Annotated in this window: 24 protein-coding genes and 1 tRNA gene; 7 read left to right on the forward strand and 18 right to left on the reverse strand. The window is 66.0% G+C overall.

Annotated features, from left to right (window positions below; all coding sequences use genetic code 11):
• Positions 1 to 45 precede the first annotated feature (45 nt).
• From M3N53_03905 to M3N53_03945, 9 genes are all read right to left on the reverse strand, one after another.
• Entirely contained in the window at positions 46 to 1,578 is a 1,533-nt protein-coding gene (locus tag M3N53_03905; protein ID MDP9067483.1) for a right-handed parallel beta-helix repeat-containing protein, read from the reverse strand.
• Entirely contained in the window at positions 1,575 to 2,429 is an 855-nt protein-coding gene (locus tag M3N53_03910) for a carbohydrate ABC transporter permease (GenBank protein MDP9067484.1), read from the reverse strand. Before M3N53_03910 ends, M3N53_03905 begins: the two co-directional genes overlap by 4 nt.
• A 21-nt stretch (positions 2,430 to 2,450) precedes the next feature.
• On the reverse strand, positions 2,451 to 3,707 hold the full coding sequence (locus M3N53_03915; protein MDP9067485.1) for a sugar ABC transporter permease: 1,257 nt from the start codon (positions 3,705 to 3,707) through the stop codon (positions 2,451 to 2,453).
• A 99-nt stretch (positions 3,708 to 3,806) separates the two neighbouring features.
• Positions 3,807 to 5,144, reverse strand: coding sequence for an extracellular solute-binding protein (locus M3N53_03920; protein ID MDP9067486.1), 1,338 nt, complete (start codon positions 5,142 to 5,144; stop codon positions 3,807 to 3,809).
• Between the two features lie 16 nt (positions 5,145 to 5,160).
• Positions 5,161 to 6,360 (reverse strand): sn-glycerol-3-phosphate ABC transporter ATP-binding protein UgpC, encoded by a 1,200-nt coding sequence (gene ugpC, locus M3N53_03925; GenBank protein ID MDP9067487.1) that lies wholly within the window; start codon positions 6,358 to 6,360, stop codon positions 5,161 to 5,163.
• A 120-nt stretch (positions 6,361 to 6,480) separates the two neighbouring features.
• Entirely contained in the window at positions 6,481 to 7,161 is a 681-nt protein-coding gene (locus M3N53_03930) for a sterol desaturase family protein (protein ID MDP9067488.1), read from the reverse strand.
• A gap of 53 nt (positions 7,162 to 7,214) precedes the next feature.
• On the reverse strand, positions 7,215 to 7,598 hold the full coding sequence (locus M3N53_03935; protein MDP9067489.1) for a TraR/DksA C4-type zinc finger protein: 384 nt from the start codon (positions 7,596 to 7,598) through the stop codon (positions 7,215 to 7,217).
• Positions 7,599 to 7,788: 190 nt separating this feature from the next.
• Complete coding sequence (locus tag M3N53_03940) at positions 7,789 to 7,965, reverse strand: hypothetical protein (GenBank protein ID MDP9067490.1); 177 nt, start codon at positions 7,963 to 7,965, stop codon at positions 7,789 to 7,791.
• Positions 7,966 to 8,105: 140 nt separating this feature from the next.
• Positions 8,106 to 8,576: an SRPBCC family protein gene (locus tag M3N53_03945; GenBank protein MDP9067491.1), complete on the reverse strand. Its 471-nt coding sequence runs from the start codon at positions 8,574 to 8,576 to the stop codon at positions 8,106 to 8,108.
• 68 nt (positions 8,577 to 8,644) lie between these two features.
• Between M3N53_03945 and M3N53_03950 the strand changes: the two genes are divergently transcribed.
• From M3N53_03950 to msrA, 5 genes are all read left to right on the forward strand, one after another.
• Entirely contained in the window at positions 8,645 to 9,496 is an 852-nt protein-coding gene (locus M3N53_03950; protein MDP9067492.1) for a phospholipase, read from the forward strand.
• A gap of 109 nt (positions 9,497 to 9,605) precedes the next feature.
• Positions 9,606 to 9,893 carry a GlsB/YeaQ/YmgE family stress response membrane protein gene (locus M3N53_03955; GenBank protein MDP9067493.1) on the forward strand — a complete coding sequence of 96 codons (288 nt, stop codon included), beginning with the start codon at positions 9,606 to 9,608 and terminating at the stop codon, positions 9,891 to 9,893.
• 5 nt (positions 9,894 to 9,898) lie between these two features.
• Positions 9,899 to 11,749, forward strand: coding sequence for a 4-alpha-glucanotransferase (gene malQ, locus M3N53_03960; protein ID MDP9067494.1), 1,851 nt, complete (start codon positions 9,899 to 9,901; stop codon positions 11,747 to 11,749).
• Complete coding sequence (locus tag M3N53_03965) at positions 11,746 to 13,155, forward strand: RecQ family ATP-dependent DNA helicase (protein MDP9067495.1); 1,410 nt, start codon at positions 11,746 to 11,748, stop codon at positions 13,153 to 13,155. The genes malQ and M3N53_03965 overlap by 4 nt, the downstream gene beginning before the upstream one ends.
• Positions 13,156 to 13,247: 92 nt before the next feature.
• The gene (gene msrA, locus M3N53_03970; GenBank protein ID MDP9067496.1) at positions 13,248 to 13,712 is read left to right on the forward strand and encodes a peptide-methionine (S)-S-oxide reductase MsrA; all 465 of its coding nucleotides are present in this window, start codon (positions 13,248 to 13,250) and stop codon (positions 13,710 to 13,712) included.
• A gap of 9 nt (positions 13,713 to 13,721) precedes the next feature.
• On the opposite strand, the gene M3N53_03975 is transcribed toward msrA, so the two are convergent.
• From M3N53_03975 to M3N53_03990, 4 genes are all read right to left on the reverse strand, one after another.
• Positions 13,722 to 14,084 carry a PaaI family thioesterase gene (locus M3N53_03975; protein ID MDP9067497.1) on the reverse strand — a complete coding sequence of 121 codons (363 nt, stop codon included), beginning with the start codon at positions 14,082 to 14,084 and terminating at the stop codon, positions 13,722 to 13,724.
• Positions 14,084 to 14,302, reverse strand: a complete 219-nt coding sequence (locus M3N53_03980; protein ID MDP9067498.1) for a DUF3072 domain-containing protein — start codon at positions 14,300 to 14,302, stop codon at positions 14,084 to 14,086. Before M3N53_03980 ends, M3N53_03975 begins: the two co-directional genes overlap by 1 nt.
• A gap of 75 nt (positions 14,303 to 14,377) precedes the next feature.
• Positions 14,378 to 14,770, reverse strand: a complete 393-nt coding sequence (locus tag M3N53_03985; GenBank protein ID MDP9067499.1) for a sulfite exporter TauE/SafE family protein — start codon at positions 14,768 to 14,770, stop codon at positions 14,378 to 14,380.
• Positions 14,767 to 15,123 carry a sulfite exporter TauE/SafE family protein gene (locus M3N53_03990; protein MDP9067500.1) on the reverse strand — a complete coding sequence of 119 codons (357 nt, stop codon included), beginning with the start codon at positions 15,121 to 15,123 and terminating at the stop codon, positions 14,767 to 14,769. The genes M3N53_03985 and M3N53_03990 overlap by 4 nt, the downstream gene beginning before the upstream one ends.
• A 71-nt stretch (positions 15,124 to 15,194) precedes the next feature.
• On the opposite strand from M3N53_03990, the gene M3N53_03995 reads away from it, so the two are divergent.
• Together M3N53_03995 and M3N53_04000 are read left to right on the forward strand one after the other, a co-directional pair.
• Positions 15,195 to 15,878: an HNH endonuclease gene (locus M3N53_03995; protein MDP9067501.1), complete on the forward strand. Its 684-nt coding sequence runs from the start codon at positions 15,195 to 15,197 to the stop codon at positions 15,876 to 15,878.
• Between the two features lie 2 nt (positions 15,879 to 15,880).
• Positions 15,881 to 15,953 (forward strand) — tRNA-Leu (locus M3N53_04000).
• A gap of 23 nt (positions 15,954 to 15,976) precedes the next feature.
• On the opposite strand, the gene M3N53_04005 is transcribed toward M3N53_04000, so the two are convergent.
• From M3N53_04005 to M3N53_04025, 5 genes are all read right to left on the reverse strand, one after another.
• A complete protein-coding gene (locus M3N53_04005) occupies positions 15,977 to 16,690 on the reverse strand; it encodes an SCO1664 family protein (protein ID MDP9067502.1) in 714 nt (237 codons plus the stop codon).
• Positions 16,691 to 16,699: 9 nt separating this feature from the next.
• A complete protein-coding gene (locus tag M3N53_04010; protein ID MDP9067503.1) occupies positions 16,700 to 17,230 on the reverse strand; it encodes a DUF3090 family protein in 531 nt (176 codons plus the stop codon).
• Entirely contained in the window at positions 17,231 to 17,842 is a 612-nt protein-coding gene (locus M3N53_04015; protein ID MDP9067504.1) for an MSMEG_4193 family putative phosphomutase, read from the reverse strand.
• On the reverse strand, positions 17,839 to 19,776 hold the full coding sequence (locus M3N53_04020; protein MDP9067505.1) for an AMP-binding protein: 1,938 nt from the start codon (positions 19,774 to 19,776) through the stop codon (positions 17,839 to 17,841). Before M3N53_04020 ends, M3N53_04015 begins: the two co-directional genes overlap by 4 nt.
• 228 nt (positions 19,777 to 20,004) lie before the next feature.
• A complete protein-coding gene (locus M3N53_04025) occupies positions 20,005 to 21,189 on the reverse strand; it encodes a hypothetical protein (protein ID MDP9067506.1) in 1,185 nt (394 codons plus the stop codon).
• Positions 21,190 to 21,293: the final 104 nt, after the last annotated feature.

Consider the following 21,293-nt stretch of genomic DNA (forward strand, 5'->3'; position numbering starts at 1 on the left):
AGGGTTCCCCGTTCACCCCTGGTTAACCTGCCGCTCGGCGGCGCTTTACGAAGGAAGCTCTTGGGGCAGCGGTCGGCGCCTCAGCGCCGGAGCGGTGAGGTCGCGGCGCCAGGCGTACGCCAGCGCGGCCCCCGCCACCGCCAGATAGACGGCCAGGTTGATCCCGAAGTGCAACAGCACGAGGTCGACGTGCGCGCCCGCGATTCCGGGGTTGACCTTGGCCCCTCCCTGGACGTGCTGGACCAGCTTCACCGAGTGCTCGACCACGTGGTAGCCCTGGAGCGCGACCGCTGCTGCCAGGAGGGAGTCGCCCGCGCCAACGCGACCCCGAGGTCGCCACCCGCGGGCCCTGCCCAGCGCCACCACGCCGATCCCGACCAGAACCACGAGGTTGTAGACGAAGTGGATCCATTCCGCCTCGACCGCCGGGCCTGCGATCCCGCCCCTGCTGGGAACCCCGTCGACATGCACCCGGTACACCTGCAGCGCGTGTTCGACCATATGGAAGCTCTGAACCGCAAGACCAACGGCGAAGAGCGGCACGACGAGGTGTCGAAGATCGGCTCCCTCCCCATGCCGCTGCAGGCGAGCGCGGAACAGGGGCAGCGTCCGAGCCGCGGCGCGTGACGCGAGCAGCAGCAACAGAACCGCGAGCGCTGCGGCAAGCGCGATCTTCGGAAGGGCGCCCCACCCATCGCCCAGCTCGAAGGGCGATCGATCACGCACCAGCGAGTGCATGTAGGTGCCGACCGGACCGGCCTCACCCGCGAGCGAGTCATGATCCGTGGAAGCGCGCGACCGGTAGTTCACCGCGAGGCCCCACCCAGCCTGCGATCCCACGCCCGCCTCGGCGACACGATTGACCTGGTTCCCGGAGAACTCGCACATGGACATGTCACCGCAGTAGAGCCCCGCGCCGGCGGCGCCGTCTATCAGGTTGCTCCTCGCGACGCCGTGGCTCATCTCCGTGATCGCGACCCCTCGCATCGTCGTGCCGGTAACGATGTTGCGAGAGAAGTCGACGCGGGAGACATGAGAGACGATCCCCTCTTGGCCCCCTTCGATCTGCGAGTTCTCGACCAGGGTGAGAGGCCGGTTGTCGGCGTACCGGACCTCTATCCCCTGTGCGTACTCGCTGGTCATGTCGCTCACCCGGGCTCCGCTGATCCGGGCGGACGCGTCTACGACCTCGATCCCATGCAAGCGGACGCCGCTGATGGTGACGCCCTCGAGAACCACGTCCTCGGCCTCTCGCACGGTGATCCCTTGCACACCACCCTCGACGGCAAGGTCGCGCACCCGTACGTCATCGGCGGTGACCCGCAGCGCGATGTCGACCGACGCCGGAACCCGCAGCACGGCTCCCTGCTCACCCTGCAGTGTGACCGTCTTGTCGACGTGAACAGGTCCCGTGTGGGTTCCGGGACCTAACCGGATGATCGCGCCGGCGGGCGCGGACGCGATCGCGTGGCGAAGATCATCACCAGCAGGTACGTGCAGCGTGACCGGACGACCGGCTATCGCCACACCGGCAACGACCGCGACCGCTACGGCCGCAGCCGCAGCCGCGCGCTTCATTTCACCGACCCTGCCAAGAGCCCCTGGACGAAGTAACGCTGGAACGCGAAGAACACGACCAACGGGACCACCATCGACAGGAACGCAGCCGGGGCGATGATGTCGAGGTTCGCGCCGAACGTCCGAAGCTCTTGCTGGATGGCAACCGTGATCGGGATCGCGTCGGAGGCGGTGAACGTCAGCGCCACGAGGAGATCGTTCCACGTCCAGAGGAACTGGAAGATCAACAGCGACGCGATCGCCGGCATCCCCAAGGGCAACACGATCCTGGTGAAGATCCCAAGCTCGGACGCGCCGTCGATCCGTGCCGCCTCCAACAACTCGGTCGGGATCCCGATGAAGAAGTTCCTCAGCAGGAAGATTGCGAACGGAAGCCCGAACGCGACGTGGAAGAAGACTGCGGCCGGGATGGTGCCGAAGATGCCGATCTGACCGAACAGGCGTGATACCGGCAGCAGTGCCATCTGCAGAGGGACGATCAACAGCGCCACGATCAGCAGGAAGAGCGGCTCACGACCCTTGAACTCGATCCAGGCGAACGCGTACGCGGCGAGCGCGGCGAGCAGCACGACGAGGAGCGATGACGGAACCGTGATGTAGAGCGTGTTGAACAACGCCTGAACCAGGGACTCGTTCGCGAGCACCTCCTTGTACGGCTCGAGCGTCAGCTCACGCGGCTCCGTGAACACCGTCCACCAACCGCTCTCGGCGCTCGCGGCCGAGGACCGGAAGCTGGTGATGAGGAGGCCGAACGTCGGCGTCAACCAGAAAAGCGCCATCAGGAGCAGGAACAGGTGCAGCGGCCCGCGACCCAGCGCACGAACGAGACCACTTGAACGCGTCCCCGCCATGTCGTCAGGGGTTGCGGCCATTCAGTTCTCCCTCCGGAAGCGACGGATATTGATGAACATCACCGGGATCACGAGGATGAACAGCAGGACCGCGACCGCGCTCCCGACGCCGTACTGCCGGCTGCTGAAGGTCGTCTTGAACATCTCGAGCGCGATCACGTTCGCCTCGTCCTGTGAGGCACCCGGCGCTGTCACCAGGACGATGTCGAAGATCTTCAGAACGTTGATGACCATCGTCACGAAGACCACCCCGAGCACCGGGGCCAGCAGCGGCAGCGTGACGTGGCGGAACGTCTGCCACTCGTTCGCCCCGTCCACCCGGGCCGCCTCGAGCACGTCACGCGGGAGTGCAGCCAAGCCTGCGCCAATCACGACCACCGCGAACCCGGCCCACATCCAAGAAAAGGCGCCGATGATCGCGGGTGTCACCAGACTCGGGCCGAGCCAGTCGACCCCCGTGAAACCGGGCGAGAACGTCGACGCCGCGACCTGAGCCTTGAACGGCCCCTCGCCCAGGCCGGCGAAGGTGATGCTCCCGTCGTTCCCCGTCGTTCCGGAGGCGACGACCTCGCCCCCCGGACCCAGCACCTCCACGTCGGCTCCCGGGAGGCCGATCTCTCCTTCTTCCAGCTCCCCGGGCACGCCTCCGCCGGGCTTGAAGTCACGCCAGACCACGACCGCCAACCCATCTGCCGGCGCAGCGGGGGCCGCCGCTTGCACAGCCTCGCCCGGGACGTCGTCCTCGGCAATCGCCGTCAACCCGAGCAGCGCCGTATCACCGGCGGCGAAGTCCTGCGTCGCGACGATCGGCGCGCCGGGCGCGGCCTGCTCCAGCGGGACGTCCGGCAACACCTTCGCCTCCGGGTAAGCCCCCGGCCCTTTGAACGTGTTGTAGACGACACCCGTCGCGGCGTTGATGAAGCCGAGCTCGGGCGAGGGCTCGTACATCACGCGCCAGATCACACCCGTCGCCAGGAACGAGATCGCCATCGGCATGAAGACGATGATCTTGATCGCTGTGGCGTACCTCACTCGCTCGGTGAGGATCGCGAACATCAAACCGAGTCCGGTGATGATCGCCGGCGCCGTCGCGACCCAGATGAAGTTGTTCTTGATCGCCGTCTTGATGCGAGGCGTCTCGGCTACGTCTTTGTAGTTGTTGACCCCGACGAAGGAACCCGCGTCGTCGCGGAAGCTCTGCCCGATGGTGTCGAGCGTCGGATAGATCACCAGCGCTCCTAGGAACAGCAGCGCCGGCCCCAGGAAGACAAGGGCCATCCACCTCCGCGCACCTCCCGGCGGTGGCTTTAGCTCGAGCCTGGTCCGGGATCGCGCGCCGGCGCCGGCGGCCGCAGTGCTCGCCATACCTCGCTACCCCTACGACTTCTTCTTGAAAGCCTTCGCGGCGTCCTTCTCGAGAGCCGCCGCGATGCTCTGCGCGTCGTCGGGGTTCTTCAAGAAGTCCTGGAAGCGCAGCCACAGGCCGCGGCCCGTCGTCCCGCCGAACTCCGGTGGCTGCAGGTCCGACAGGTCGAACCTGACCGCCTCCGCGGTCGCGATCGCCTCCGCCGAGCGCTGGGTGATCTCGTCGGGGTAAACGCCCGTGTCGAGGTTCTGGTTCGCGGAGGTGAAGCCTCCCTGCGACGCCCACACCTCGGCCGCTTCCGGCGTCGCGAGGTAGGCGAGGAAGTCCTGCGCCGCCTCGTTGTCGGTCAAGGCCACCGCCGCATCGCCACCGCCGACGACCGCAGGCTCGGAACCGTCGATCGCGGGGAACTCGAAGAAGTCGAAGTCCTCGCCGGCCTTGGCGCCCGCCTCCGCCGTGATCACGCCCGGGACGAAGTCACCCTCGTAGACGGTTGCCGCCGCGGGATCCTTGGTGAAGACCTGGTTCACCGAGGTCGTGAAGTCGGTCTGCAGCGCACCCTCCGTCCCACCGGCCAGGTTTGCTTCGTCGCCGACGAGCTCGGCGAACGTCTCGAGCGCCTGGATCACGCTGTCGTCTGTCCAGGGGATCTCGTGGTTCGCGAGCTGGTCGTACATCTCGGGCCCCGCGGTCCGGATGTAGATGTTCTCGAACCAGTCGGTGAGCGTCCATCCGTCGGCGCCGCCCATCGACACCCACGGAACACCGGACGCGTTCACCGTCTTCGCGGTCTGAAGCATCTCGTCCCAATCGGCAGGAGGCTCGACCCCCGCCTGCTCGAAGACCGGGATGTTGTACCACCAGGTCGATTTGTTCGAAACCTTGAAGTAGACGCCGTACAGGGTCCCGTCCACGGAGCCCAGCTCGGTCCAGACCGGCGCGAAGTTCTCACCGAGAGCAGTGGAGACCTCCTCGTTCGCCTCGGTCAACGAGCCATCGGCGGCAAGGCTCCGAACAAGTCCCGGCTGCGGGACCAGTGCCACGTCCGGAGGGCTTCCCCCCTCGATCTTGTTGCCGAGGAAGGCCGCCATGTCGTCGCCAGCGGAGGTGAACGATGCGTCGTGACCACTCGCCTCGCTGAATGCATCGAGGACGTCCTGGAAGCTCTTCTTCTCTTCTCCCGTGAATACCGCCGCGACCTCGATCGAGCCGCCACCTTCTACTTCGGCCTCTTCGGTCTCCTCTTGCGGCGCCGGAACGTCACCGCCGGTGCACGCGGCCCCGAGCATCATCAGCGCAACCAAAATCACCAGGTAACGACGCAACTCTGTCCCCCTTCGCTCGTCCACGTGCCTTGGCCGTCTCCTAACTTCCGTAGATCCCCGACCCGGTAGCCGGGTCGAAGAAGTGCAGCTGCGCGGTGTCCACCGCCAACTCCACCTCTTTGCCGCGCGCGACGTCCGCCTTGGGATCGACCTCGGCCACGAACTCCGCGCGGCCTGTGGCTCCGTCGCCTTCGAAGCGACCGGCCTCGACCGCGCCGGTGTCCACCGCGAGCTCCTTGATCTCCTCTGTTTGCACGCGCGGCGCGTCGACGCCGAAGTGGACCAGCGTCTGGGTGCCGAGGGCCTCGACCAGATCGACGGTGGCCCGCAGCCGGCTCTTGCTACCGGCGGGGGCGAAGCTCGCCTCTTCGAAGTCCTGCGGGCGCAGCCCCACGATCACCTCTTGGTCGAAGAAGCGCTCCAACTCCGGCCGCCGCATCAGCGTCTCTTTAGCGATCTCCAGCCGCTGGCCGCCGACCGAGACGGAAGCGCCTCCATCTGAGCGTTCGAGCTTGCTCGCGACGAAGTTCATCGCGGGGCTCCCGATGAACCCGGCCACGAAGAGGTTCACGGGCCGTCCGAACAGCTCTTGCGGCGACCCCACCTGCTGGAGCTCCCCCTTGCGCAACACGGCGACACGATCACCCATCGTCATCGCCTCCACCTGATCGTGCGTGACGTAGATAGTCGTGACATCGAGATCAGCCTGGATCCGTGCGATCTCAGCGCGCATCTGCACGCGAAGCTTCGCGTCGAGGTTCGACAGCGGCTCGTCCATCAAGAACGCTTGCGGCTCCCGCACGATCGCGCGCCCCATCGCTACCCGCTGTCGCTGACCACCCGACAGAGCCTTGGGCTTTCGGTCGAGGAACTCCTCGAGCCCGAGGATGCGCGCCGCTTGTTGCACCCGCTTGTCCATCTCGCCACGCTCGACCTTGGCCAACTTCAGGCCGAAGGCCATGTTGTCACGCACGGTCATGTGCGGGTAGAGGGCGTAGTTCTGGAACACCATCGCGATATCGCGATCCTTCGGCGGCATGTCGTTGACGACTTTCTCGCCGATACGGATCTCGCCGTCGGTGATCGCCTCGAGGCCGGCGATCATCCGCAACGCGGTCGATTTCCCGCAACCGGACGGCCCGACAAAAACCATGAACTCGCCGTCTTTGATCGTGAGGTCCAGCGAGTTGACCGCGGCAGGCCCGGACGCGTACCGCTTCGTCACACCATCGAGAACGATCTGTCCCACCGACTGGACCCCCCTCCCGTTGCTGGTCGACCGACCCTATATGACGGAAGACGGGGAAGATCCTGTTAACGCCTCCAAGGAGAGGCGTCCCAGGCGTAGACGAGGCCGGCGTCAGACGTGTTCGGCAACCCCGAGGGTCTTGCAGGTAGGAGAGGTCTCGACCTCGTCCTTGTCGGGGAACGTCCCGAGGACGAAGTCACCAGCGTGCATCGTGACGCCGAACCAGTACTTCTCATTCTTGAAGTGGTGCAGACGGTGCGCCCGCCAGATGAAGCGGTAGACCCGGGAGCGCGGCTGGTAGCGGGAGTGGATCAGGTAATGCGTCCACTCGTAGGTGAAAAGTATCGAGAGCCCGGTCGCGGTCGCGGTCAGCCCGAGCCTCAGCGTCGGCATGAGAAGCAAGTAGAGGAGAACGGCGATCGCGATCAACTGCACCAGTACCGGGAACGGGATGAAGATCCAGTCCGTCCGCCGTGGATCCCTGTGATGTGCACGATGCTTGCGCGCCACCAAAGGATCGAGCTTGCGGCCGAACAACTCCTTCGGCTTCCAGTGGAGGATGAACACGTGGATCATCCACTCGATGAAGGGCTCCGCGGCGATGAACCCGACGACCACCACGAGGTCCCACCAACTCCACTCGCCGAGCGCTATGCGAAGCGCCAGGGCGAGCGCCAGCAGGGGTGCGACCACCTTCGGCGTCTTCTGTGATCTGAAGAACCGCCACTCCTGCGCCAACGTCGTAGGACCGGGCGCGAGGTCACGCTGGATCCTGTCACCCACTGCGTCCATCGCGGTCCTTTCGCGCCGGAGGGATCCAGCGTAGCGGACAGCGGCGGCGGCTTCTAGGCCGTGGTGCGCTCTGCTTCTGCTTGATGCTCCACACAAAGGCGAGCGTGAGGTATCGCCTCGAGCCGGTCGCGGCCGATCGGCTGGCGGCACACCTCGCAGCTTTCGTAGGTCCCGTCCTCGATGCGCCCGAGAGCGACCTCGATGTCGGCGAGCTCGGCCTCGAACCGGTCGGAGATCGATAGGTCCTTCTCGCGTTCGAACAGCTCGGTCGCGACGTCGGCGGGGTGTTGATCGATCTGCGTCAGCTCTTGTAGCTCCGTGCGCTCCGACTCATCGCTTCCGGTCTCTTCGGCGATCCCTTGGCGCAGGCGCGTGAGCCGATCCCTCTCTAGCTCTAGACGTTGTCGAGCCACTGCATTGAAGTCCGAGTCGTTCACAGCGATCACTCCTCCAAAGATTGATGAAGACGCGTCGTGGCGTCGAGACCCCAGACGAAGCGGCTCAGCCGACGCGGCACCCATACCCGGCGCCACACGAGACAAACGAGCCGCGCTTCGCGACGAGCTATGACGCCATCATGAGCGGGCCGACGGCGCGCATCCGCCGACGAACCTCATCGAGCATGCTTCAGCCGCCGGTCGGCGACTCCGCTTGCGTGTCGGGGCCTTCGTTTCCCGGCGCGTCCTCGATCGGTCCCTCCGGGTCCTGTGGGACCTGTTCCGCGGGATCGGTGTCACAGGCCGGCAGGAAGAGCAGCGACCCGCACAGAAGAACTCCCGCCACCCGGCGGCGCAGATGAGTCATTAGATCCACTCCCCTCGCAAAAGGACCAGCGCGTCCAACCTCTGAAGACGCGGGCGTGAAGACGCTCCTCGCGCTGATACCCGGAGCCGGCGCAAGCTAACCGGGGGCGGCGCGAGCGTCCTCGTCAGAAGGAGTTGGAATCAACCACGGCTACTACGCCGCAGGTGCTCCCTGAAGCCGTGGAGAGCGATCTCGACGGCCCAGTGCTGCGCCCAGATCAAGATCGGCCGGGCGACATGGATGACGCGGCGGATGCCGCGGTTGGCGATCTCGACATCCCACGTCACGACACACAGTGCGCCCGGGGGCTCGTCGTGGAGCTCGAGTCGCGCCCTCCCACTGAGGTCGCCGGAGACGTCACCTTCGATCCATTCCGCCGCTCGCGAGTCGGTGACGGTAACGCGCACCGTCATCTTGAACGGGACGGGCGGGTCGATGCCGAAGGAGATCGTGGAGCCAGGCGAGAGCGCCTCGCCCTCTAGCTGGACGTTGCGCATCCAGGGCCACCAGGTCTCAAAGCTGCCTACCTGTCCCAGCGCCCGCCATAGCTCTACCGCAGACGCATCGAAGTGGTGCGAGCCCGAATAAGAGACGTCGAACGCGGATGTCACTCGGCGACATTAGAGGGGCATGCGTGGCGGGCTAGCGCGGGGGTAAGAAGGTCCGTCGAGGGGGTTGGATGTTTGGCCGAGACGTCATAGGGATCATGTTGAGGGTCGCCGGGGTCGCCGCGGCAGGGGCCGCGTTTGCCGGGTGTGCCGATGACGCGGCCCGGAGCCCGCTACCGCTGTTCGATCGCGACCCGGCCGCGCCCGCGGAGGAGGGGCGGCTCACGGCACGACCGCTCGCGGATCCACGCGGGGAGCCCCACGTAGGACTGCACCCACTCGGCTTGACCGATCAGCGAGACGCTCTCTTGTACGTCCCCGCGAGCTACCGGCGGGGAACGCCGGCGCCGATGGTCGTCATGCTCCATGGCGCCGGCGGGTGCGCCGAGCGAGGGCTCAGGCCATTCATCCCGCACGCGGAGAGCGAAGGGCTCATCCTCTTGGCCACGTCTTCAAGGGACCGGACATGGGACGTGATCGTCGGCGACTTCGGGCCCGACGTCGCTTTTTTGGATCGAGCCCTGAAGGAGGTTTTCGAGCGGTACTCGATCGATGAGGACCGCCTCGCCGTCGAAGGGTTCTCCGATGGCGCCTCGTACGCCCTCACGTTGGGGGTGACGAACGGGGATCTGTTCAGCCATGTCATCGCCTTCTCCCCGGGTTTCATGGCGCCCGGAGAGAGCCGCGGGAAGCCGCCGATCTTCATCTCGCATGGGGTCGAAGATAGGGTGCTCCCGATCGACGTCACAAGCCGGAAGCTGGTTCCCGAGCTCGAGCGTAGGGGCTACGACGTGAACTACATCGAGTTCCAGGGTGGGCACGCGCCCGCTCCCGACATCGTTCGAGACGCGCTGGGATGGTTCTTGGGCACCGGCGTCGGTGCCGCCGACCGCTCTAAGACCACGGGTGACGACCCCTGCTGATCGTGGCTGAGCTCACGGCTTCTTGCGGGCGCGGGCTCCTTCCGTATGGACGACGGCGCGCAGCGGTGGCGGCGGGTAGCGCGGCAGCTAAGTGGGTAAGGCGGCCCTCGTGCTCGGTTTTCTGATCTCCCTGTTCCTGATCGGCGTCCTCGCCGGATACCTCGCGCGCCTCTTCGTCGCGGGGCCCGACCCCATGAGCTTCGGGCAGACCGTGTGGTTGGGCGTCGCCGGCTCGTTCATAGGCGGGACGATCGGAAGCCTCTTGATCGCGAAGACGTTCGCCATCGCCCCCGCCAGCCTCGGCCTCGCGCTTCCCGGGGCCGTGGTTGCCCTGTTGATCTATCGCAAGCGCAAGTATGGCGAGATCATGCCGCCGCGGCACGGGAGAACGTTCTAGCCGAGGTGGACGCGACGCAACTAGCGGCGCGCTGGGGGATCCAGACGCGCTATGAGAACTACAACAAAGAAGTAAAGACGGTGCCTCAGCGCACCGTGCGCGCTCTTCTCGACGTGATGGACGCGAACGAGGTCGGTCCCCCGCCCGCTGGCGCGCAGGTCACGACCCTTGCGGGCGGTGCCGACCTGACGAACGTCGTCGCGCTGCGCACGGAGGACGGCGGCGAAGAAGCCGTCGCCGGTGAGCTCCCAGACGACCTTCCGCTCGGCTACCACCGGCTCGTCCGCGACGACGGCAGCGAACAGTCGCTGATCGTGACTCCCTCCGCGTGTTACCTCCCGCCACATCTGCGCGTGTGGGGTTGGGCCGTGCAGCTCTATTCGGTGCTATCGGAGACGAGTTGGGGGATCGGCGACCTGCACGACCTGCGCCGCTTCTGCGGCTGGGCGAGCGAGCGCGGCGCCGGAGCCATCATGTTGAACCCGCTGCACGCACCGCTGCCGATCCCGGCGCAGCAGCCAAGCCCCTACTTCCCGAGCAGCCGCTGTTTCCGGAACCCGCTCTACCTGGCGCTCCAAGACCTCGAAGGCGCGGCCGGGTCCGCGCTCGTGGACGAGCTCGCCGCCGTAGGTCGTTCGTTGAACGGCGAGACGACGATCGATCGGGACCGCGTGTACGAGCTGAAGATGCGGGCGCTGGAAGAGCTGTGGCAATCGGGGTCGAGGGACACCTTCGAGGCGTGGGCCGAGGAGCAAGGAGACGCCCTCACCAACTACGCCACCTATGCGTCATTAGCCGAGGCTCACGGCGGCGGGCCCGGCTACGGGTGGGACGAGCCTCTCGCCCGCGGCGAGGCGGAGGCGGTGAAGGCGTGGCAGGCCGAGCATGCCGACCGCATCGCCTTCCATGCCTGGATCCAGTGGCTCCTAGATCGGCAACTTCGCGACGCATCGGCCGCGGTCGGGATCGTCAACGACCTTGCGATCGGGGTTGACCCAGACGGTGCCGATGCGTGGCTGTGGCGGGAATCGTTCGTCCGCGGCGTGACGGTGGGCGCGCCGCCCGACGAGTTCAACCTCGCGGGTCAGAACTGGGGACTGCCTCCGCTCGACCCGTGGAAGCTGCGGGCGGGCGGTTACGAGCCCTTCATCCAAACGATCCGGTCGGCTATGCGCCACAGCGCGGGCATCCGCATCGACCACGTGATGGGGCTGTTCCGTCTCTTCTGGATACCTGACGGTGCAGACGCCGCGGCGGGCGCATACGTGAGGTATCCGCACGAAGATCTGCTCAGCATCGTGGCCCTAGAGAGTCACCGCGCGCAGGCGTACGTCGTCGGCGAGGACCTCGGGACGGTCGAGGACCTCGTGCGGGACGAGATGGAGCAACGCAAGATCCTGTCGTATCGCCTGCTGTGGTTCGAAGAAGATCTTCCGGAGGAGTACCCGGAGCTGTCGCTGGCGGCAGTGACGAACCACGACCTTCAGACGGTTGCAGGACTGTGGTCGAGGAGCGACATCGAGGCGCAGCGGAAGGTCGGCCTCGAGGTCAACGTCGAGGGGACCGAGGCGCAGCGGGAGCAACTGCGGAAGTGGCTAGACCTTGACGACGAGGCCCCGGTGGCGGACGTGGTGGCGGGGGCGTACGGGTTGCTGGGCCGCGCAGCGTCTGCCGTCGTCCTGGCGACGCTAGAGGATGCGCTCGAGGTCGAAGAGCGACCGAACATGCCGGGTACCACGAACGAACGTCCGAACTGGTCGCTGCCGCTCCCGCTCCCGCTCGAGGCGATCGAACGAGACGAACGGGTGGGGCGCGTAGCAGATCTCCTCGCTCAGGGGCGAAAGCAGTCAAAGTGAACAAGGCGACGGCCGCTCTGCACGAGGTGGCGCGCGAGCGCTTCGGGTACGAGTCTTTGCTGCCGGGCCAGGAACAGGCGATGACCGCAATCCTGAACGGCAAGGACACCCTCGTAATCATGCCGACCGGCTCCGGGAAGTCTGCGATCTACCAGATCCCGGCCCTCTTGCTCGACGGCCCGACCGTGGTGGTCTCGCCTCTGATCGCGCTGCAGCGGGACCAGGTCGAGGCACTCGAGGACACGGGCGTGGCCGATGCGGCGCAGGCGAACTCCACGCTGACTCAGACAGAACGTTCCACTACCTTCGACCGCCTCGAATCCGGAAAGCTCGAGTTCCTGTTCCTCGCGCCGGAGCAGTTCGGCAATGAAGAAACGATGCAGCGCGTGCGCGACGCAAACCCGTCGCTGTTCGTCGTGGACGAAGCGCACTGCATCAGCGCGTGGGGCCACGACTTCCGCCCGGACTACTTGAACCTTGGAGCCCTCGCGCGCGACCTCGGCCGTCCGCCGATCCTGGCTCTGACCGCGACGGCATCTCCCCTCGTGAGGGATGAGATCATGGCGCGGCTCGCGCTGCACGATCCCGTGGTCGTGGTCCGCGGCTTCGACCGCCCCAACATCCGTCTCGCGGTCCGCCGGTTCGCGGACGAGAACGCTAAGCGCAGGTCGCTCCTCGAGTCCGTCAAGGAGGCGAAGAAGCCGGGCATCGTCTACGTCTCGACGCGTCGACGCGCGGAGGACCTGGCCGGCGAGCTGTGGCAGCAAGGCGTCGGCGCGGTCTACTACCACGGAGGTATGAGCCGATCCGAGCGCGACGAAGCCCAAGCGGCGTTCATGGACGAGGCGTTCGAGGTCGTCGTTGCGACCACCGCGTTCGGGATGGGTATCGACAAGCCCGACGTCCGCTTCGTCTTCCACTACGACATCCCGGACTCCGTGGACTCGCTGTATCAAGAGGTCGGAAGAGCAGGGCGAGACGGCGGACCCGCCGAGACGATCCTCTTCTACAGGTCTGAGGATCTCGGGATCAGACGCTTCTTCGCCGGCGGCGGCGGCTCGGATGAGGAGGCGGAGCAGAGAAAGATGCTGGAGCAGTCGCGCCTCGACATGATGCGCGCGTATGCGGAGACAGTGGACTGCAGACGGCAGTTCCTGCTCAACTACTTCGGCGAAGCCTTCCAGGACCCGTGCGATGGCTGCGATAACTGCGAGGCGGGAACGGGTATCGCGGACCCCCCGACGCTGCCGTTCGAGCTGAACGCGAGGGTGCGTCACGAGTCGTGGGGCGAGGGCATGGTGATGCGGTACGAGGGCGACAAGCTGGTCGTCCTCTTCGACGACCTCGGCTACAAGACGCTGTCGGTAGACATGGTTACTGAGCGCGGCCTGCTCGACCCGCTCTAGCCTCCACCGCTCGGCATGTGGGAATGGCCTCCACTAACTCCGCGTGGTGCCTATGCTGAAGCGACACGTCACAAGACACGAGTGAGGCACACATGGAGAAGGCAACTTTCGGAGCGGGTTGTTTCTGGGGCGTCGAGGCGGCCTACCGGCAGATACAGGGCGTGCTATCCACCGCGGTCGGTTACGCCGGCGGCACCGCCGTCAACCCGACCTACAAGCAGGTCTGCACCGGCCGCACCGGCCACGCCGAGGTGGTCGAGGTGACGTTCGACCCCTCTCGGGTCGGCTACGACCAGCTGCTGGAGGTGTTCTGGGAGAACCACGACCCCACGACGCTCAACCGGCAGGGCCCGGACATCGGCACGCAGTACCGCTCGGCGATCTTCTTCCACACTCCTGAGCAGGAGGCCGCCGCGCGGGCGTCACTCGAGAAGGCGCAGGCGAACCTCTCGCGCCCGATCGTGACGCAGATCGAGCCGGCGTCGGACTTCTACATCGCCGAGGACTATCACCAGCAGTACCTGGAGAAGCGGGGCCTCTCCACCTGCCGGATCTAAGTCAGACGCTCAAGAGATCGTCGTGAAGGTGGCGGTCGCGTAGGCGATGTGGTCGCCGGTCTCCTCCTGGACCACCTCGGCCTCCAGCACGGTGAACCGCTTGCCCTTGCGGCGGACTTCCGCGGTGGCGACTACGACACCCTCGTGGCCCGGCTCTAGGTAATTCACCTTCGCCTCGACCGTCACCGGTTGCTCGTCGCCGAGGGTTGACGCGAGCGCCGATCCCATCGCGCAGTCGGCAAGGGTCGCTATCGCACCGCCGTGCAGGATCCCGCCGTCGTTCAGGTGTTGCTTCTCCGCCCGCATGGTGAGGCGAGCGCGCCCGTCACCTCGTTCATCGATCTCAATCCCGAGCGTCTCGCGGAACGCCACTAAGAGTCGCCGCCGGACGTGCCGCGGCCTGTCTTCTTCTGGAGCTCGTCGATCCGCTGCGACGCCTCGGCCTTCGTGAGGTTCTCGTCGACCTGCTCGCCCGCCTCGGTCGCAAGGGTGTTGAGATACGACGCCTGCGCGCCCGTCATCTGCTCGTCGCCCGTCACCCACTCCTCGGGGTCCTTCTGAACGTTGCTCGCGTTGGACGCATCGGTCATGGATCTGCCTCCCTGGTAGGGGTTCGTCCGTGGCGGGTTACCCAGGAGAGCCGGGCCTAAACGAACATATGTTCGCTATTTGGCCGCGGACTGCCGCCGTTCCCGCCCCTGAAGTACCAGGCGAACACCGACCGCGATCACCACGCCGCCGAAGATCCTCTGGAGCAGGTCCGGCTCGATCCGCAGCGCCAGATCGGCGCCTAGGTAGACCGACAAAGTTCCTCCGAGGGCCATCGCCGCGGCAAGCCGAAGGTCCACGAACCCGCGCCGGTGATGAGCTATCGCCCCGACGAGCGCCGTCGGCACGATGACTGCGAGAGCGGTCCCCTGCGCCGCGTGCTGATCGATGCCGTAGCCGAGCACCATGACGGGAACCATGAGCAGGCCGCCCCCGATCCCGAAGATCGCAGACAGGCCGCCGACGATGAGACCAACCGGGATCAGCCACAGATAGGCGACGTCGATCACGTCACCACCATCACGATCCCGGTAGCGATCATGATCACGCCGAAGGCGATCCTCAACGGTCCTTCATCGGATTCGGCCATGATGCGCGCGCCCAGCGGCGCTCCCGCGACCGCGCCGATGGTCAGAGCGAGGGCCGCATCCATCTCGACCTCGCCCGCGCTGGCGAAGACGGCCGCACCGAAGGCCGCGATGACGACGATGGCCGCGAGCGAAGTCGCGTGAGCTTCATGCTGCGAAACGTGAAGCACCGCGAGCAGAAGCGGCACCATGACGATGCCACCGCCGACGCCGACCAAGCCACTCGCGTAGCCCGCCAACACCCCGATCACGAGCGCCACTGCGAGCCTCTTCATCCAGACATCGAACCACTCAGCGCGCGCTTCTAGCGGCAGGACTTGTCACACCCTCTCTCTAAGCTGAGGTCATGGCACGTGATCGCGTGTACGACGTCGATGAGGAAGCGTTCCGCGCCGCGGTCGCTGCGAACCTCTCGCTGCGCGGCACCATCCGGTCGCTTGGATTGCACGACCACACGAATACCTACAAGCGGATCCGGCAAAGGATCGATGAGCTTCAGTTAGATACCTCACACTTCGGCCGCAGCCGCGTGATGTGCGGTTATAGCGACGAGCAGTTGAGAAGCGCCGTCGCCGCCTCCCGGTCGATCAGACAAACGCTGCTCGCGCTAGGCCTCAGGGGAGAGGGCGGCAACTACAGGATCGTCCGACGGGAGATAGCAAGACTCGGCGTGAGCACCGCGCACTTCACGAGCAGGGGCTGGCGCAGGGGCAACACGACACCCGTCACCCCGGCTCGGGACCTGTCGCAGGTGCTGGTACGAGGATCGTGCGCATCCACGACATCCGTCCGGAAGCGGTTGTTGCGGGAGGGGCTCAAGGAATACCGGTGCGAGCTGTGCGGCCTCACCGAATGGCGCGGCGCGCCGATCCCTCTAGAGCTCGACCACGTGAATGGCGTGAACGACGACCACAGGCTGGAGAACCTCAGGTTGCTCTGCCCGAACTGTCACTCGCAGACCGACACCTATCGCGGCCGCAACCGCCGACGTTGTGAGGCGTCTCGTGTGACTCAACTCAGTATCTTGTAGTAGCCCCCGTACTCCAACGGCAGAGAGGGGTCGCTTAAACCGGCCACAGTGTGGGTTCGAATCCCACCGGGGGCACCTCTTCGTTTCGATCGCCGTCCTCAGATGAGCGGCCACGGTAGGGGCCGGTCGGCTGGCGGTGCTGGGAAACGGTCCTCTACCAGTAGGCCCGCCACTCGCTCCAGCGTTGCCTCCACCTCCTCCGGCGACAACAGCTGCGACAGCTCGTCCTGCAGCTCCCCCGGTTCCGATAGCGCGGCCCCCAGAACCTCGAGCCGCTCACGCAGGTCGTCGCCCAACGGCTCCTCGGCGTAGCTCCAGATCACCGTGCGCAACTTCGGCTCGACGTGGAAGCTCACACCGTGGTCGACCGCCCACAGCCTCGCGTCGCGATCCTCGATGACGTGGCCGCCCTTGCGATCCGCGTTGTTGATCACCGCGTCGAAAGCCGCGAACGTCCGTAGCTCGTCCGCTCGCTCCTCCATCAGGACGAAGTAGTGGCGGTCCGGGTCGTGCCCGATGAAGAGCTGCAGCGATCCCTCGCCCATAGGCGCGTCGTCGCGCAGCACGGTGGGCGGCACGATGGGCCACCCCGCCGCGCGCGCAACGAGGTACGCGGCAACCTCGCGGGCGGCCAGCGTCCCGTGCGGGAAATCCCACAGCGGCCGCTCACCGCGCTTCGGCTTGTAGACCGCGTGCACCTGCTCGTCGCCGCGCGTCACCCTCGCGAGGAACGTGTAGTTGGACGAGTAGGGCAGGAGCCCGAGAACCTCTACATCCCCGCCCGCCAAGAGGTCGAGGAAGTCGTCGCTCAAGACGAAGGCCTAGCTCAACCGGTGCCCATTGGACGCCGGGCATCTGTGCCCGTCCGGGTCCATCGGAAGCCCGCACAGCTGGCACAAGGGACGACCCTCTGCAACCACGGCGAGCGCGTGCAGGATGAACGCGCGTGCTTGCTCGCGCGCCAGCAGGATCCGAACAGCGAAGTCGTCGACGTCCGGCCCCTCGTCTTCATCATCGTCGTCAACCCCGCCGGCGCTTACGGGCTCGAGAGCGACCACGACGGACTCACCGTCTTCTTCATACGTAAGCCCGATCGTTCCCACCCTCCACTCGGGCTCGATCGGCGCGCTCAGCGAGTAGCGGGGGTCGCGTTGTGGCGTCGCGGCCGCGATCTCATCCGTCGCGTCGATCAGGAGCAGCAACTCCTTGAGCTTCTCGGCGAGCACCTCGACCTGTCCCTTCTCCAACTGGTAGGTCAGCGTCAATGTCTCGCTGCGCGACTGCAGGAAGAACGTCCGCTCCCCCGGCCTCCCGGTGTAGTCGGCGGTGAAGACCTCCGGTCGAACCTCCATCTAAGCCTTCACCAACTTCGGCATCGGAGCCGCGTTCAGCGCGAGGACCTGGGGGCCGTAGTCACTCACGTTCAGCACCGAAACCGAGGCGGGACCGATGAAGATCCGCTGGAACAGATCGATGTGGAGCCCGAGGTAATGCGCGACCACGAGCTTGATCGTGTCACCGTGCGACACGCAGCAGATCGAATCCCGCGGGTGCTCCGCGCGCAGCCGTTCTAGCTCGTCCACGGCGCGAGTCTGCACCTCGCGCAGCGTCTCGCCTTCCGGGAACCGAACCGCCGACGGCCACCTCTGCACAGTCCCCCACAGCTTCGTCCGCATCAGGGACTTCAACGACCGGTTGGTCCACTTCCCGTAGTCGACCTCGCCGATCTGGTGGTTGACCTTGACGTCGAGGTCGTGAATGGCTGCGATCGGCCGCGCGGTTTCGATCGTGCGATCGATCGGGCTGGAGTAGATGGCCTTCAACGGAACCTCGGCGAGATGCTGCGCCGTCGCCTCGGCTTGCCGCTTGCCCTCTTCGTTCAGGTGCACACCCTCCATCCAGCCGGTGAGCCTGTGACCGGTGTGAGACGTGACGCCATGGCGAACGAGATAGATCGTCGTCACGGCAGCGACTTCTGGACCGCCGCGAGAGCACTCGGGTTCTCGAGCGAGGAGAGGTCGCCGGGGTCTTCTCCCAGCACCTGCGCCCTGATGGCACGTCGCAGGATCTTTGCGGAGCGCGTCTTAGGAAGCTCTTCTACGAAACGCACCTCTTTGGGGGTGAAGGCCTTGCCGAGCTCGTCCCCGATCGCCTTCTTGACCTCGGCCCTCAACTCCTCGGACTCGGGAGTATCGGGGCGCAGGATGCAGAAGCACCATACGACGGTCCCCTTCACCTCGTCCGGCACCCCTACCGCGGCACACTCGACGACCGCGGGATGTTCCACGGCCGCGGACTCGAACTCGGCCGGCCCGATCCTCTTGCCCGCGACGTTCAAGGTGTCGTCGCTGCGACCGTGCAGGAACCAGTAGCCGTCCTCGTCGATCGACGCCCAGTCGCCGTGCACCCACACTCCCGGCCAGCGCGACCAGTAGGCCGCGAGATAACGCTCCTTGCTGCCCCAGAAACCGCGCGTCTGGGCGGGCCACGGCTTCAGACAGACGAGCTCGCCCACCTCTCCCCGCACCGGCCGACCATCCGCGTCGAATACCTCCGTCGCCATCCCGAGCGAAGGCGTCCCGAGCGAGCAGCTCTTGGTCGGGATGACTGGAGCTTGGCCCAGGAAGCACGCGCCGACCTCGGTCCCACCCGACAGGTTGATGATCGGGCAGCGGCCTCCACCGACGACGTCGGAGAACCAGCGGTAGGGCTCGGGGTTCCACGGCTCACCGGTCGACCCGAGGATGCGGAGCTTCGACAGATCGTGCTTGCGCACGAGGTCTTCTCCCGAGGGCATCAGAGCGCGGATCAGCGTCGGAGAGACGCCGAGGATCGTGACCCCGTGACGGGCACAGATGTCCCATAGCCGGTCGGGGGCGGGATGGTTGGGCGCGCCCTCGTACATCACGACCGCCGCGCCGTTCGCGTGCCCGCCGACGATCTCGAGCGGCCCCATGATCCACCCCATGTCGGTGACCCAGTAGAGGACCTCGCCGGGGGCCGCATCCAGTTGATAGCGGACCTCCTGGGCGATCTTCACGAGGAAGCCGCCGTGGACATGGACGCTTCCTTTCGGCTTCCCAGTGGTGCCGGAGGTGTAGGCGATCATGTACGGCGCTTCAGGGTCGAGCCGAGCCGCCTCGCACTCCGGCGACTGCTGCCCGAAAGCATCGACCCAGGTGATGTCACGCTCGGTCATCGTGCAGTCGTCGTCGGGGAAGCGGCGGAACACCACGACCTTCTCGACGCTAGGAGAGTCCGCGATGGCGTCGTCCGCCGTCTCCTTCATCGAGACCTTCCCCCCGCGGCGCCAGAAGCCGTCCGCGGTGATCACGACCTTCGCCTTCGCATCGTTCAGACGGGTGGAGATAGCCGGCGCGCCGAAGCCGGAGAAGATCGGCAAGTAGATCGCCCCGATCTTGGCGCACGCATACGAGGCGATGGCCGCTTCCGGGATCATCGGCATGTAGATCCCGACGGGATCACCTTCGCCTACACCGAGTGCCTTCAGCCCATTGGCGGCGCGGTTCACCTCCGCCGCGAGCTCCGCGTAGGTCAGCGTGCGGGTGGCTCCATCTTCGCCCTCCCACACGATCGCCGGACTGCCGGCGAGATCCCCCGCGGCGTGGCGATCGACGCAGTTGTAGGTGAGGTTGACCTTGCCCCCGACGAACCAGCGCGGCCACTCCGGCCCCTGCGAATCGTCCAGGATCTGGTCGTAGGGCTCGAAGAAGTGGAGGCCGAGGTCTTCGATCGCGGCAGCCCAGAACCACTCTGGGTCCTCCTGCGAACGGCGCACCAACGCGCGGTAATCAGCGATGCCGTGCTTGCGCATGAAGCCGGTGACGTTCGCGCGCTCGATGTATTCCTGCGTGGGCTCCCACACGAAGTCGCTCATGGTGCGGAGGCTATCAACGGCTCCCGTCCAGCTTTGTAGAGGAAGGCGCACCCGCGCGTTCCCCCTCTGCCGTCCAGCTTTGTAGAGGAAGGCGCACCCGCGCATTCCCCCTCTGCCGTCCAGCTTTGTAGAGGAAGGCGCACCCGCGCGTTCCCTACAAAGCTGGACAAGAAAGGAGGCGACCCCGGGACTGGAGCCGCCTCCTTCCTCTTCCCGCGAGATCTCGCGTTACTTGACGACCACCCGGCCGCCCATGGAGGGGCCGTGGACCAGGCAGAAGTAGAAGAACCCCTTGTCCGACGACCGGTCGGCCATCTTCACCGTCCACGGGTTCGCGTCGAAGGTCTGCTCATCCGGGAAGACCGGGACCTTCAGACCCGAGTTCTCCAGGTCCCTGTTCCCGGTCACCCTGCGGTTGCCCGTCTCGTACACGATGCGCTCGTCTACGTCGACCTCGAACTGCGACATGTCGGCGCAGGGCGGTTCCGTTTCCGAGAACGAGGCCGGTAAGTCGGGCGACGTTCCCTCGTCGCCGTCGGGGTCGCACACGGGCACGAAGCCGTTCCTAGCCAGGTCCCGGGCCTTCGGCCCTCCGAAGGTCGCGGTGTGGGGCTCGACCTCTTCCATGAAGTGGTACTGGACGCGCGCCCCCAGCGGAACGCGGATGCGCTTCGGGTACATCGCGAAGATCGAGATCGGACCACCGGTGGCACCGACGAAGACGTCATAGACCTTCTGCCCGCTGGCGGTCACGTGCGACGTCCGCTTGGAGTTCATCCGGCTGTGCAGAGCGAAAGCGTCCTCTCTGTCCTTGGCCTTCAGCTCTGCAGCGCGAGCATCCAGTTCCTCTTGAGTAGAGGCTGTCTCCTGCGGACCCACGACATCCACTCTCAGATTGCCGCCGATGTCGGTCCCGGGTGAGGAAGCAGCCCATAGGGTCTCGCCCTGAGCGGCTTCCACCCGCACGTGCACCAGACCGTCCTCTCCTGCGGTAGGCAAGAAGAACTCGTCCTCCTTGCCGGTCCACACACACGGGTTGTCGGCGGCTCCACACTCGGCTGTGGCGAATGAGGCCTCGTTGAACTTGAGTGCTCGCTCACCATCGTCGGGATCCCTCAGGAGGAAAAAGAACGGGTCTCCGAACTGGGTGAAGTTGTCGCCGAACCACTCCTGCGGGTACGTCGACTCGGCAAACAACGCCGCTCCGTTGTTGTTGAAGACGATCGTGTCACCCGAGTGCACCTTGATGTGACCGGGGTACATGCGTGCTGAGAAGCCCGGCAATCCTTCTTCGAAGAAGCCCTGCCCCACCTCGATGGTGAAGGTCTCAGCGGCCTTCGCCGACCCCGGAACGAACAAAGTTCCCACTACTGCGAGCGCGACAAGCGCGCCGGTCTGCTTCCTTCTTTTCACACGACCTCCTTGGCCTGTTCCGCCCGAACGGGAACAGGGTCGCCCTCTACCGTTCCGGAATAGTTACGGGATCGGCACGACGGGCACCAGGGGGTTCGAAGAAA

The sequence above is a fragment of the Actinomycetota bacterium genome, from assembly GCA_030776625.1.
GTDB lineage: Bacteria > Actinomycetota > CADDZG01 > CADDZG01 > WHSQ01 > MB1-2.

Bases quoted from the DNA above. Each gene is read 5' to 3' on its own strand.
- M3N53_03905 (MDP9067483.1), bottom strand. From the start codon at position 1,578: ATGAAGCGCGCGGCTGCGGCTGCGGCCGTAGCGGTCGCGGTCGTTGCC.
- M3N53_03910 (MDP9067484.1), bottom strand. From the start codon at position 2,429: ATGGCGGGGACGCGTTCAAGTGGTCTCGTTCGTGCGCTGGGTCGCGGG.
- M3N53_03915 (MDP9067485.1), bottom strand. From the start codon at position 3,707: ATGGCCCTTGTCTTCCTGGGGCCGGCGCTGCTGTTCCTAGGAGCGCTG.
- M3N53_03930 (MDP9067488.1), bottom strand. From the start codon at position 7,161: ATGGACGCAGTGGGTGACAGGATCCAGCGTGACCTCGCGCCCGGTCCT.
- M3N53_03940 (MDP9067490.1), bottom strand. From the start codon at position 7,965: ATGACTCATCTGCGCCGCCGGGTGGCGGGAGTTCTTCTGTGCGGGTCG.
- M3N53_03950 (MDP9067492.1), top strand. From the start codon at position 8,645: ATGTTTGGCCGAGACGTCATAGGGATCATGTTGAGGGTCGCCGGGGTC.
- msrA (MDP9067496.1), top strand. From the start codon at position 13,248: ATGGAGAAGGCAACTTTCGGAGCGGGTTGTTTCTGGGGCGTCGAGGCG.
- M3N53_03980 (MDP9067498.1), bottom strand. From the start codon at position 14,302: ATGACCGATGCGTCCAACGCGAGCAACGTTCAGAAGGACCCCGAGGAG.
- M3N53_03990 (MDP9067500.1), bottom strand. From the start codon at position 15,123: ATGAAGAGGCTCGCAGTGGCGCTCGTGATCGGGGTGTTGGCGGGCTAC.
- M3N53_03995 (MDP9067501.1), top strand. From the start codon at position 15,195: ATGGCACGTGATCGCGTGTACGACGTCGATGAGGAAGCGTTCCGCGCC.
- M3N53_04010 (MDP9067503.1), bottom strand. From the start codon at position 17,230: ATGGAGGTTCGACCGGAGGTCTTCACCGCCGACTACACCGGGAGGCCG.
- M3N53_04020 (MDP9067505.1), bottom strand. From the start codon at position 19,776: ATGAGCGACTTCGTGTGGGAGCCCACGCAGGAATACATCGAGCGCGCG.